Source organism: Kosakonia sp. R1.Fl (genome assembly GCF_023516815.1).
Taxonomy (GTDB): Bacteria; Pseudomonadota; Gammaproteobacteria; order Enterobacterales; family Enterobacteriaceae; genus Kosakonia.
In genome coordinates, this window is record NZ_JAMGSQ010000001.1 from 580,958 (window position 1) to 593,568 (window position 12,611).

General features: G+C 53.0%; 12 protein-coding genes and 1 tRNA gene. 9 read left to right on the forward strand and 4 right to left on the reverse strand.

Translation table 11 applies throughout. The features are described from left to right. Nucleotides 1-229: 229 nt before the first annotated feature. Nucleotides 230-844 (forward strand): TIGR04211 family SH3 domain-containing protein, encoded by a 615-nt coding sequence (locus M8Q36_RS02630; RefSeq protein WP_249879951.1) that lies wholly within the window; start codon nucleotides 230-232, stop codon nucleotides 842-844. A 67-nt stretch (nucleotides 845-911) separates the two neighbouring features. After that, nucleotides 912-2,153 (forward strand): multifunctional CCA addition/repair protein, encoded by a 1,242-nt coding sequence (locus M8Q36_RS02635; RefSeq protein WP_249879952.1) that lies wholly within the window; start codon nucleotides 912-914, stop codon nucleotides 2,151-2,153. Nucleotides 2,154-2,164: 11 nt separating this feature from the next. Here M8Q36_RS02635 and bacA read toward each other — a convergent pair whose 3' ends face one another. Both bacA and folB read right to left on the reverse strand, forming a co-directional pair. Then, complete coding sequence (gene bacA / locus M8Q36_RS02640; protein WP_249879953.1) at nucleotides 2,165-2,983, reverse strand: undecaprenyl-diphosphate phosphatase; 819 nt, start codon at nucleotides 2,981-2,983, stop codon at nucleotides 2,165-2,167. Between the two features lie 107 nt (nucleotides 2,984-3,090). Continuing rightward, nucleotides 3,091-3,459, reverse strand: a complete 369-nt coding sequence (gene folB, locus M8Q36_RS02645; RefSeq protein ID WP_065370028.1) for a bifunctional dihydroneopterin aldolase/7,8-dihydroneopterin epimerase — start codon at nucleotides 3,457-3,459, stop codon at nucleotides 3,091-3,093. 163 nt (nucleotides 3,460-3,622) lie between these two features. Here folB and plsY point away from each other — a divergent pair, with 163 nt between their 5' ends. Then, the gene (gene plsY / locus M8Q36_RS02650; protein ID WP_017457434.1) at nucleotides 3,623-4,246 is read left to right on the forward strand and encodes a glycerol-3-phosphate 1-O-acyltransferase PlsY; all 624 of its coding nucleotides are present in this window, start codon (nucleotides 3,623-3,625) and stop codon (nucleotides 4,244-4,246) included. A 39-nt stretch (nucleotides 4,247-4,285) separates the two neighbouring features. On the opposite strand, the gene tsaD is transcribed toward plsY, so the two are convergent. Continuing rightward, entirely contained in the window at nucleotides 4,286-5,299 is a 1,014-nt protein-coding gene (gene tsaD, locus M8Q36_RS02655) for a tRNA (adenosine(37)-N6)-threonylcarbamoyltransferase complex transferase subunit TsaD (RefSeq protein WP_020455307.1), read from the reverse strand. Between the two features lie 238 nt (nucleotides 5,300-5,537). Between tsaD and rpsU the strand changes: the two genes are divergently transcribed. From rpsU to rpoD, 3 genes are all read left to right on the forward strand, one after another. After that, complete coding sequence (rpsU, locus tag M8Q36_RS02660; protein WP_001144069.1) at nucleotides 5,538-5,753, forward strand: 30S ribosomal protein S21; 216 nt, start codon at nucleotides 5,538-5,540, stop codon at nucleotides 5,751-5,753. Between the two features lie 168 nt (nucleotides 5,754-5,921). Continuing rightward, nucleotides 5,922-7,667 carry a DNA primase gene (dnaG, locus tag M8Q36_RS02665; RefSeq protein WP_097400771.1) on the forward strand — a complete coding sequence of 582 codons (1,746 nt, stop codon included), beginning with the start codon at nucleotides 5,922-5,924 and terminating at the stop codon, nucleotides 7,665-7,667. 156 nt (nucleotides 7,668-7,823) lie between these two features. Beyond that, on the forward strand, nucleotides 7,824-9,665 hold the full coding sequence (gene rpoD, locus M8Q36_RS02670; protein WP_020455309.1) for an RNA polymerase sigma factor RpoD: 1,842 nt from the start codon (nucleotides 7,824-7,826) through the stop codon (nucleotides 9,663-9,665). 58 nt (nucleotides 9,666-9,723) lie between these two features. Here rpoD and mug read toward each other — a convergent pair whose 3' ends face one another. Beyond that, complete coding sequence (gene mug, locus M8Q36_RS02675; RefSeq protein ID WP_131407639.1) at nucleotides 9,724-10,230, reverse strand: G/U mismatch-specific DNA glycosylase; 507 nt, start codon at nucleotides 10,228-10,230, stop codon at nucleotides 9,724-9,726. A gap of 126 nt (nucleotides 10,231-10,356) precedes the next feature. Here mug and M8Q36_RS02680 point away from each other — a divergent pair. From M8Q36_RS02680 to M8Q36_RS02690, 3 genes are all read left to right on the forward strand, one after another. Then, a tRNA-Ile gene (locus M8Q36_RS02680) sits at nucleotides 10,357-10,432 on the forward strand. 301 nt (nucleotides 10,433-10,733) lie between these two features. Continuing rightward, the gene (locus tag M8Q36_RS02685; protein ID WP_249879954.1) at nucleotides 10,734-11,102 is read left to right on the forward strand and encodes an STY0301 family protein; all 369 of its coding nucleotides are present in this window, start codon (nucleotides 10,734-10,736) and stop codon (nucleotides 11,100-11,102) included. A 391-nt stretch (nucleotides 11,103-11,493) separates the two neighbouring features. Further along, complete coding sequence (locus M8Q36_RS02690) at nucleotides 11,494-12,606, forward strand: FIST N-terminal domain-containing protein (RefSeq protein WP_249879955.1); 1,113 nt, start codon at nucleotides 11,494-11,496, stop codon at nucleotides 12,604-12,606. Nucleotides 12,607-12,611: the final 5 nt, after the last annotated feature.

Consider the following 12,611-nt stretch of genomic DNA (forward strand, 5'->3'; position numbering starts at 1 on the left):
TTATGGTTATGTCACATCAGTGAAAATTTCGGCGAACTAACGCGCCCGATGTTTGTCAGTAGATAGTATTTTGCGTCAAATTGCCATGCAATGCGCAATCTGACGGGTGCAAAAGTTCGCGTAAGTGCGCAGTTTGACCTGGAAGATTCCGATTGATGCCAGCAGCCAGGTATCGTCAGACTGTTGCCACTGTTTATCACTCACATTTAATGAAAAAAATGACTGCCTGATGCCAAAATTACGCCTGATTGGATTGACCCTTTTTGCACTTAGCGTGTCCGTTGGTACCCACGCCGAAGAAAAACGTTACGTTTCCGATGAACTGAATACCTGGGTACGTAGCGGCCCGGGCGATAATTATCGCCTTGTCGGCACGGTAAATGCCGGCGAGGAAGTCACGCTGTTGCAAGAAAACAGTGATTACGGCCAGGTGCGCGACAGCACCGGGCGTACCGCGTGGATCCCCCTGAAAGAGCTGAACAGCCAGCCAAGTCTGCGCACCCGCGTGCCAGAGCTGGAAAACCAGGTGAAAACGCTGACCGATAAACTGAGCAATATCGACAATACCTGGAACCAGAAAACCGCCGAAATGCAGCAGAAAGTCGCCCAGAGCGATAGCGTGATTAGCAGTCTGAAAGATGAAAATCAAAAGCTCAAAAATGAGTTAATCGTGGCGCAGAAGAAGGTGAATGCCGCGAACCTGCAACTGGATGACAAACAGCGCACCATCATTATGCAGTGGTTTATGTATGGTGGCGGCGTGCTAGGCGCAGGCTTGATCCTCGGTCTGCTGTTACCGCATATGATCCCTACCCGTAAACGCAAAGATCGCTGGATGAACTAAGCAGATTCGCCATCTTCTCTACACTTACGTATTATCTGTCGGCAAATGTGTAGAGGAGAGTGGCGGCGTGAAGAGTTATCTGGTCGGTGGTGCAGTACGTGATACGTTGTTGGGCCTGCCGGTCAAAGACAAAGATTGGGTTGTTGTCGGCGCGACGCCGCAAGAGATGCTCGACGCGGGTTACCAGCAGGTAGGCCGCGACTTTCCTGTGTTCCTCCACCCACAAAGCCACGAAGAGTATGCGCTGGCGCGTACCGAGCGCAAATCTGGCTCCGGCTATACCGGTTTCACCTGTTATGCCGCGCCAGACGTGACGCTGGAGCAGGATCTGCTGCGCCGCGATTTAACCGTGAACGCGCTGGCGCAAGATAGCCAGGGCGAGATTATCGATCCCTATGGTGGCCAGCAGGATTTGCGTAACCGCATTCTGCGCCACGTCTCCCCGGCTTTTGGCGAAGATCCGTTGCGCGTGTTACGCGTTGCGCGCTTTGCCGCCCGTTACGCGCACCTCAGCTTCCGTATCGCCGATGAAACGCTGGCCCTGATGCGCGCGATGACCGATGCGGGCGAACTTGAACACCTGACACCCGAACGGGTGTGGAAAGAGACCGAGAGCGCGCTGCAAACCCGCAATCCGCAGGTTTATTTCCAGGTGCTACGCGATTGCGGCGCGCTGAAAGTGCTGTTCCCGGAAATCGACGCGCTGTTTGGTGTCCCGGCACCGGCGAAATGGCACCCGGAAATCGACACCGGCATACATACGCTAATGACACTCTCGATGGCGGCGATGCTCAGCCCGCAGGTGGATGTGCGCTTCGCCACGTTGTGCCACGATTTAGGCAAAGCGCTAACGCCAAAATCGCTCTGGCCGCGCCATCATGGGCACGGCCCGGCGGGCGTTAAACTGGTCGAGGGGTTGTGCCAGCGGCTGCGCGTACCCAACGAGATCCGCGATTTAGCCAAACTGGTGGCGGAGTTTCACGACCTGATCCATACCTTCCCCATTTTGCAGCCGAAAACCATCGTCAAATTGTTCGATTCCATCGACGCATGGCGTAAACCGCAGCGTGTCGAGCAAATCGCACTGACCAGCGAAGCGGACGTGCGTGGGCGCACCGGTTTTGAAGCCTGCGACTATTCGCAGGGGCGTTTGCTGCGCGAAGCCTGGGAAGTGGCGCGCGCCGTGCCGACAAAAGCAGTTATAGAGGCAGGGTTTACGGGAGCAGAAGTACGCGAAGAGCTGACGCGTCGACGGATTGCAGCACTGGCGGTCTGGAAGGAACATCGTTGCCCTCAGCCAAAAGACTGAGGGCGCAAGTCTTAGAAGAAGACCAGATAAACCGCTGCCGCGACCACAAAACGGTAAATCGCAAACGGAATAAAGGAGATGTGTTTAATCAGCTCCAGGAAGGTTTTGATAGCGATCAGCGCAACGATAAATGCGGTGATAAAACCCACGGCGAACATCGGGAAATCACCCACGGTGAGAAAGCCCATGCTCTTGTAGAGATCCAGTACCGTCGCGCCCATCATCATCGGCACCGCCAGCAGGAAAGAGAACTCGGACGCCGCATAGCGGCTAACGCCCATCAACATACCGCCGGAGATCGTCGCCCCGGAACGGGAAAAACCCGGCCACAGCGCCAGACACTGGAAGCAACCAATCATAAACGCCTGGCGATAGGTCATATCATCCACGCCCTGCGCGCGCGGGACTTTCGGCTTTAGCACTTCGGCGGCAATCAGCAAGAAGCCACCGACTACCAGCGCATAGGTCACGTTTAACGGGTTAAACAGCGATTTGATGGTGTCGTGGAATACCAGCCCCAGCACCACCGCCGGGATCATGCCTAACAGGATATGAATCAGTGTCAGGCGGCCGGTGCCAGTCCCTTCATGCGGCTGCTTGCCGAAATGAATGCCAATCAGGCCAAACAAACGCCGCCAGAACATCACCACCACCGCGAGGATCGAACCTAACTGGATCACCACCTCGAACGTTTTTGCCGTATCACCTTCAAAGCCTAATAAATGCCCAACGATTATCATGTGACCGGTACTGGATACGGGCAGAAATTCTGTGAGACCTTCAACGACACCCAGAATGGCTGCTACCAGCAATGAATGCATATCGCCCATCAAATAAACCCCTAAAAAGATATAAAAAACGGCTTATCCCGCGGAGAAGCCGTGAAAGACCGAGATCTATGACCTGAATACTAGCGCTTGGTTTAACTATTATGAATTTAAATACTTTCTTTCGGATTTAAGCCACGCTCAATGATTACGCCCACATTCAGCGCCCGCGCAACCGCACCTGGTTTGCTCAATTTGATACGCACCCAGGGCGAATTAAAGCGCGCCAGCAACAGCTCAGCCACCTCCTCGGCAACGCGTTCAACCAGTGCAAAACGCCCGCCTTCGACGTGGCCGATAATCACATCAGCGATATCCGCATAGCTCAGACAATCGTTCACATTGTCGCTTTTCGCCGCAACGCGGTTATCCCAGGCCATTTCGATATCGAACACCAGCTTCTGCTCAATGGTCTGTTCCCAGTCGTAAACACCAATGGTGGTGATAACCGAAAGCTGCTCTATAAATACAATGTCCATTTCACCTCGCCTGCTATTTGCCCCGCCATTGCCGCCGCCAGGCCGCACCTTTATTGACTGCCTGTCAGATTTTGCGCAAAACCTGGATACCACTTTCCATCATTTATGCGTATTATCCATGGATGCAGAGAATAAAACGACATTTTCACAACGGAACAGCGTTATGAGTGCAATCGCGCCTGGGATGATTCTCCTTGCATACCTTTGTGGCTCTATTTCCAGCGCCATTCTGGTCTGCCGCATCGCCGGTCTGCCCGATCCGCGCGAGAGTGGCTCCGGTAATCCCGGAGCGACTAACGTATTACGCATTGGCGGCAAAGGTGCCGCGCTAACGGTACTGATTTTTGACGTCTTAAAAGGCATGCTGCCGGTGTGGGGCGCGTACGCGCTTGGCGTCACGCCGTTCTGGCTCGGCCTTATCGCGATTGCCGCCTGTCTGGGTCATATCTGGCCGGTTTTCTTTAAGTTTCAAGGCGGTAAAGGCGTGGCGACGGCATTTGGCGCTATCGCACCTATCGGCTGGGATTTAACGGGCGTGATGGCGGGAACCTGGCTGTTAACGGTACTACTGAGCGGCTATTCATCGCTGGGGGCGATTGTCAGCGCGTTGATCGCACCATTTTACGTCTGGTGGTTCAAACCGCAGTTCACTTTCCCGGTCGCGATGCTGTCCTGCCTGATCCTGCTACGCCATCACGACAATATTCAGCGCCTGTGGCGGCACCAGGAAGGCAAAATCTGGTCGAAGCTGAAAAAGAAAAAAGAAGAGAAGGAAAAAGCGTCATAATATCGCCCGGCGCACAGTGTGCTACCGGGCCATCACGGTTTACGCCGCAGGCAACTCCGCCAGCGGCCAGCGCGGACGCACTGTCACCCCCAGCCCTGCATCATTACCCGCTTTCAGACGCACCATTCCCGCATAGGCGATCATCGCGCCGTTATCGGTGCAAAACTCCGGGCGCGCATAGAACACTTCGCCACGACGCTTGTGCATCATTTCCGCCAGTTTCGCGCGCAGCGTACGGTTGGCGCTCACGCCACCGGCCATAACCAGACGCGTAAAACCGGTTTGATCCAGCGCACGCTTGCATTTGATCATCAGCGTATCGACTACGGCGTCTTCAAACGCACGCGCAATATCGGCGCGGGTTTGATCGTCAGAACCGTTGTTACGAATGGTGTTCGCCGCGAAAGTTTTCAGACCGGAGAAGCTAAAATCCAGCCCCGGACGATCGGTCATCGGACGCGGGAAGACAAAACGGCCTTCCGTGCCCTGAGCCGCCAGTTTTGAGAGCATCGGCCCGCCCGGGTAATCAAGCCCCAGCAGCTTAGCCGTTTTATCAAAAGCTTCCCCGGCGGCATCATCAATCGACTCACCAAGCAGCTCATAATGTCCGATGCCGGTTACGCTGATAAGCTGCGTATGCCCACCGGAAACCAGCAGCGCAACGAATGGAAACGCCGGCGGATTCTCTTCCAGCATTGGCGCCAGCAAGTGCCCTTCCATATGGTGAACCGGGATGGCGGGAACGTCCCAGGCGAAAGCGAGCGAACGGCCAACCGTCGCGCCAACCAGCAGCGCGCCGACAAGGCCAGGCCCTGCGGTGTAAGCCACTGCATCGATATCTTTCGCGGTTAATCCGGACTCTTTCAACGCGGCCTGAATCAGCGGTACGGTTTTACGCACGTGATCGCGTGAAGCCAGCTCTGGCACAACACCGCCGTAATCGGCGTGAAGTTTTACCTGACTATACAGTTGGTTGGCTAACAGCCCTTGTTGATCGTCATAGATTGCGATGCCGGTTTCATCGCAGGATGTTTCAATGCCCAGTATGCGCATGACTCTGTTTACCTCTTTGCAATAGCGCGCAGTGTAGGGCGAATGCGGGTCGAAGTAAAACTTTGCTCACTCATGCAGCGGAGTTCGTGTATACTCCTCACCCTTACAAAAGTCCCCTTTCAAAAAGGGCGGCGGTGCTTTACAAAGTAGCAGCACTTGCAGTAAAATTCCGCACCATTTTGAAATAAGCTGGCGTGAACGCCAGCGGCAAACCGAATTAATCAAAGGTGAGAGGCACATGCCGGTAATTAAAGTACGTGAAAACGAGCCGTTCGACGTAGCTCTGCGTCGCTTCAAACGTTCCTGCGAGAAAGCAGGTGTTCTGGCGGAAGTTCGTCGTCGTGAGTTCTATGAAAAACCGACTACCGAACGTAAACGCGCTAAAGCATCCGCAGTGAAACGTCACGCGAAGAAACTGGCTCGCGAAAACGCACGCCGTACTCGTCTGTACTAATCTGTCAGGGCAAGCGCCCTTTCGTTTAGACCGAGTTGTAGTTGTAAGGCCGTGCTTCCGAAAGGAATGCGCGGCTTATTTTCGTTTATAACCTGATATAACCTGCGGATTTCGGTCGCATTATGTTGGCCCGGAAAACAACGGCTATAAAAGATCAAAACGGGGCTTATGGCTGGACGAATTCCACGTGTCTTTATTAATGACCTGCTGGCGCGCACCGACATCGTCGATCTCATCGACGCGCGTGTAAAGCTGAAAAAGCAGGGCAAGAACTATCACGCGTGTTGTCCTTTCCATAACGAAAAAACGCCCTCTTTCACCGTGAACGGTGAAAAACAGTTTTACCACTGCTTTGGCTGCGGCGCGCATGGCAACGCCCTCGACTTCCTGATGAACTACGACAAGCTCGAGTTTGTCGAAAGCGTCGAAGAACTGGCGGCAATGCACAACCTTGAAGTGCCATTTGAAGCAGGCAGTGGACCCAGCCTGATAGAGCGCCATCAACGGCAAACGCTCTATCAATTAATGGATGGGCTAAACGCGTTTTATCAGCAATCGTTGACACAACCTGCAGCAGAGCCTGCACGCCAGTATCTGTCCAGACGCGGTTTGAGCAGCGAAATCATTGAGCGGTTCGCCATTGGTTACGCCCCTCCCGGCTGGGACAACGTATTAAAACGTTTTGGCGGCAACAGCGAAAACCGTAAGTCATTGATTGATGCGGGCATGCTGGTCACAAACGATCAAGGACGCAGTTACGATCGTTTCCGCGAACGGGTCATGTTTCCCATTCGTGACAAACGTGGCCGGGTGATTGGTTTTGGTGGGCGCGTTCTGGGTAACGATACGCCTAAATACCTGAACTCCCCGGAAACAGATATTTTCCATAAGGGCCGCCAGCTGTATGGCCTTTATGAAGCGCAGCAGGACAATGACGAGCCTCAGCGACTGCTAGTCGTCGAAGGCTATATGGACGTGGTGGCGCTGGCGCAATACGGCATCAACTACGCGGTGGCGTCGCTTGGAACGTCAACAACGGCGGATCATATTCAGTTACTTTTTCGCGTAACTAAAAATGTTATCTGTTGTTACGACGGTGACCGTGCCGGACGTGATGCCGCATGGCGAGCGCTGGAAACCGCGCTGCCTTATATGAGCGATGGCCGTCAGCTGCGTTTTATGTTTTTACCGGATGGCGAAGATCCGGACACGCTGGTGCGTAAAGAGGGCAAAGAGGCGTTCGAAGCGCGGATGGAGCAGGCACTGCCGCTCTCCACGTTTCTGTTCAACAGCCTGTTGCCGCAGGCGGATTTAACCACACCGGATGGTACAACGCAGCTTGCCGCATTAGCGCTGCCGTTAATCAACCAGGTGCCGGGCGAAACGCTACGCATCCAGCTGCGCCAGCTGTTGGGGAATAAAATTGGCATATTCGACGATGCGCAACTTGATCGATTAATGCCAAAACAGGTGGAAAGCGCAACGACTCGCCCCGCTCCGCAGCTAAAACGCACAACCATGCGTATACTGATAGGGTTATTGATCCAGAACCCGGAACTGGCTCCGAAGGTGCCGCCGTTAGAGGGTTTGGATCACTCAAGGCTTGCCGGGCTTGGCTTATTTACAGAACTGGTCAACACTTGTTTGTCACAGCCAGGCCTGACTACTGGCCAGTTGCTTGAGCACTATCGCGGCACAAAAGAGGCCGCAACCCTTGAAAAACTGTCGATGTGGGACGATATAGCAGATAAAGACATCGCTGAAAAAACGTTCACCGACGCGCTCAATCATATGTTTGATTCGATGCTTGAACGGCGGCAAGAAGAGTTAATAGCTCGTGACCGCACACATGGTTTAAGCAGCGAAGAACGCCGGGAACTCTGGCAATTGAACCAGGAACTGGCAAAAAAGTGAATTCAACGGCTTAAGTGCCGATAACCGATCGGGAAGATCCCGACAGCCGCGATGAGGGCCAGCGGCAAAAATATAAATACACCCTCGCGTTAAATGTTGGCGGTTTATTTCGCCGACCGACACCAACCCTCATGAATTAAGTGTGGATACCGTCTTATGGAGCAAAACCCGCAGTCACAGCTGAAGCTTCTTGTCACCCGTGGTAAGGAGCAAGGCTATCTGACCTATGCCGAGGTCAATGACCATCTGCCGGAAGATATCGTCGACTCCGATCAGATCGAAGACATCATCCAAATGATCAACGACATGGGCATCCAGGTGATGGAAGAAGCACCGGACGCCGATGATCTGTTGCTGGCCGAAAACTCCAACAACACTGACGAAGATGCGGAAGAAGCCGCCGCACAAGTGCTTTCCAGCGTTGAATCTGAAATCGGGCGCACCACTGACCCGGTGCGCATGTACATGCGCGAAATGGGCACCGTTGAGCTGCTGACCCGCGAAGGCGAAATCGACATCGCTAAACGCATCGAAGACGGCATCAACCAGGTTCAGTGCTCCGTTGCCGAATACCCGGAAGCGATCACCTATCTGCTGGAGCAGTATGATCGCGTTGAAGCTGAGCAGGCTCGCCTCTCTGATTTGATCACCGGCTTTGTCGATCCAAACGCTGAAGAAGACATGGCGCCAACCGCGACCCACGTCGGTTCTGAACTCTCCAGCGAAGAGATGGATGATGATGAAGACGAAGAAGATGAAGAAGACGACGACAGCGATGATGACAACAGCATCGATCCTGAACTGGCGCGTGAAAAATTCGCTGAGCTACGTACCCAGTACGAACTGACTCGCGACACTATCAAAGCCAAAGGACGCAGCCACGTTGCCGCGCAGGAAGAGATCCTGAAGCTGTCTGAAGTGTTCAAACAGTTCCGTCTGGTGCCAAAACAGTTCGATTACCTGGTCAACAGCATGCGTGTCATGATGGATCGCGTACGTACCCAGGAACGCATCATCATGAAACTGTGCGTTGAACAGTGCAAAATGCCGAAGAAAAACTTCATTACGCTGTTCACTGGCAACGAAACCAATGAAACCTGGTTCAACGCTGCGCTGGCCATGAACAAACCGTGGTCGGAAAAACTGCATGAAGTGGCAGAAGAAGTTCAACGCAGCCTGATGAAACTGCAACAGATTGAAGAAGAAACCGGCCTGACCATTGAGCAGGTAAAAGACATCAACCGCCGTATGTCTATCGGCGAAGCGAAAGCGCGTCGTGCGAAGAAAGAGATGGTGGAAGCGAACTTGCGTCTGGTTATTTCTATCGCCAAGAAATATACCAACCGCGGTCTGCAGTTCCTCGATCTGATTCAGGAAGGCAACATCGGTCTGATGAAAGCGGTTGATAAGTTCGAATACCGCCGTGGTTACAAATTCTCCACCTATGCAACCTGGTGGATCCGTCAGGCGATCACCCGTTCCATCGCGGATCAGGCGCGCACCATCCGTATTCCGGTGCATATGATTGAGACTATCAACAAGCTCAACCGTATCTCCCGCCAGATGCTGCAGGAAATGGGCCGTGAACCCACGCCGGAAGAGCTGGCTGAGCGTATGCTGATGCCGGAAGATAAGATCCGTAAGGTGCTGAAAATCGCGAAAGAGCCTATCTCCATGGAAACACCAATCGGTGATGATGAAGATTCGCATCTGGGTGATTTCATCGAAGATACCACCCTCGAGCTGCCGCTGGACTCTGCAACCACTGAAAGTCTGCGCGCCGCAACGCACGACGTTCTGGCTGGCCTGACCGCCCGTGAAGCGAAAGTTCTGCGTATGCGTTTCGGTATCGATATGAACACCGACCACACGCTGGAAGAAGTGGGTAAACAGTTTGACGTAACCCGCGAACGTATCCGTCAGATCGAAGCGAAGGCGCTGCGTAAACTGCGCCATCCGAGCCGTTCTGAAGTGCTGCGTAGCTTCCTCGACGATTAATTCGTCAGGCGATAAAAAAGCTCCCGCACGGGAGCTTTTTTTTGCCCGCTGGTTGCCATTACAGGCCGCGCGTCACCAGTGCTTCGTCCAGTTCACGATACGCTTCCACCAGCTTATCCAGCGTTGCGCGGTTAAGCCCGCTGGGGTTTGGCAGCACCCAAACCTGCGTCACGCCGATTGTCATATTTTGCTTGCCCCAGTTCGCACCGCGTACGCTAAACGCCTGCTCAAAGGCTTGTTTTCCTAACACCGCCAGCGCAGCAGGTTGATAATCCTCAATTTTCTTGACCAGTTCCCTGCCCCCGCTACGCAGCTCATGCAACCCGACTTCCGTGGCCTGCACCGTTGGGCGCTCAACCAGCATGGTGATACCACAGCGGGTATCCAGTAGATGCCGCTCATCTTCCGGGCGCAGTTGCTGGTCGGTAAAACCAGCCTGATGGATAACCTTCCAGAAACGATTCCCCGGATGGGCAAAATGGAAACCAGTATGGGCAGAAGATTTACCCGGATTGATGCCACAAAACACCACCCGCAGCCCCGGCGCCAGAATATCGTGGATCATGCTTAACTCCCGAACAAAAGCGATAAACTCCAGTATAAGAGATTGAAAATGCGTTGTTTATAAAAACATCAGCCAGGTGATTCCTGCTGGATTGCAGGGGTAAGTTACTTTATAATTCCCCGCCACGGCCCCTTAGCTCAGTGGTTAGAGCAGGCGACTCATAATCGCTTGGTCGTTGGTTCAAACCCAACAGGGGCCACCAAATTTTAGCTTTAAAATCATATGATTAAGCCGCTTCCTTGAAGTGGCTTTTTTGTTTCTGCCTACTTGCGAGTCGCAAAAAAGCGGCTGATTTTAAATAGATGCCTAAAACTTCTGCCAAAAAAGCATAGGGTAATCATACTAATGGGTTCTCTCATGCGGCTGTTTATTCTGCGGAGTGCGTTACAAGGTTTTCTCGCCGAATTTTATCCTTTGGTAAAAAAGTGACTGCACCTCATCCTGTCAGCAACGTATGATTCGTGTTCATCAGGCATCACACGCGGCAAACAACGGGGATAATTATGATGTTGTGGAATAAACGTACTCTTTTCGCTTTAGCCGTGTTGTCGTTCGCCAGAATTGCGCAGGCAGAAAGCATTCAGTGCCCGCAATTCCCCTCCCTGACGATGAAACAACATGCCCTGACGGATGCCAGCTTGTTTGTCGGGCCGCCAAAAGAGCAGGTCGAACTCATGCCGGATACTGATAAAGACACAGCCTGGACCCTGGCAGATTATCAGGACGAAGCAAGGCAGCATAAGACTTCGCTCTACGTTGTTTGCCGGTATAAAAATACGCTGCAAACTGTCGAATTGGTGGTTCCGGCAACGGCGCAAAAATGCTCGGCCTCATATGACCAGCACAATAATCTGATCGCCCATTGCCAATAATCCCGCCACAGTAAGCGAGGAATGAAATAGTGGCGTTCGAAATGAGCTAAGCGCTGATTTCTCTGAATAATTGCCCCCGCGCACCACAGCATATCGGTGTGACTCATTGCCCCGAATAACCTCATCAACACGTTCTTTATCTCTTCGGCATGCTGCTTCTGGGTTTCAAGAAAGTTAATCCTTCAGCCGTTTCTTAACCAGTGGAAATGCGCGGAATTTACCGTACCGATGCAAAAAGAAAAAAGAAGTAAAAAGCCTGTCAAATTATCAACCTGCCGATTTGATATTTATTCACCCACCTCCTAATCTTCCTTCATCAGACCAATGAGCAATGCATTGGGCCATGCTACCGCAGAGGCGACAACCGCTGCACAGAGTGGGAGAATTTGCCGTGAGTTTCCAGCCCAGATATGCCAGCAGTGAATCTCCTGATCCGGTCGAAGCCGTTGCCCAGTTTGCCGCCCAAATCGGTCATGACGATGTTGAAACCATCCTTTTCTTTTGCTCTCCGGATTACGATCTGGAGGTGTTAGGCCGCGAAATAAAAAACACCTTCTCCTGCCCCTGCATTGGCTGTACCTCTTCCGGTCATATTGGCACTGAAGGCTTTCAGCATTCGGGGCTATTGGGTCTTGGGCTGAGCAGTGGTTTTCACGCCCGCGCGTTTATCATTCATCCTCTGCTTGAATACACCTCGGTCATTACGGATATCGCGGAAACCATTCGCCGCGACACTGAAGAGAGACCAACCCTGCATCGTTTTGGTCTGCTGCTGGTGGATGGTCTGTCGATGGCCGAAGAGCGACTGGTGGCCAATCTTTATCAACAGATTGGTAATGTGCCCCTCATTGGCGGCTCTGCCGGTGACGATTTGCGTTTCGAAAAAAGCTTTATTTATGATGCCGATGGACATTTTATCTCTGACGCTGCCGTATTCGCGGTTATCGAAACCAGTTCACCGGTCGCCACGTTTAAGATCCAGCATTTTGTACCCAGCGATGTCGAGCTGGTTATCACCGAGGCGGACGCGGAAAAACGGCTCATTATGGAGATCAACGGTGAACCCGCCGCGCAGATCTATGCCGAATCCCTTGGTCTTACCGTCGATGAATTGACACCAACTGTCTTTTCCCGCAACCCGCTGGTGCTCTCTTTCGGGGATGAGCCCTACGTTCGCTCCATTCAGAAAATGAACGACGATCTCTCGCTTACCTGTTATTGCGCTATCGAAGAGGGGCTGATCGTCTCGATCGGCAAAGCGGAGGATCCGATCCAGACGTTTAGCCAGGCGTTTGAAAAAGTGCACGAGACGATCCCAAACCCTGCCGTCATCATCGGCTGCGATTGTATCCTGCGCCGTCTCCAGTTCGAAAAAGAGGGGCTGGAACAGCAGATCGGCGAAATCATGGTGCAGAACCGGGTAGTGGGTTTTTCAACCTACGGTGAGCAGTACAACGGGTTGCATGTCAACCAGACATTTACCGGTGTCGCCATTGGAGGGTAAATATC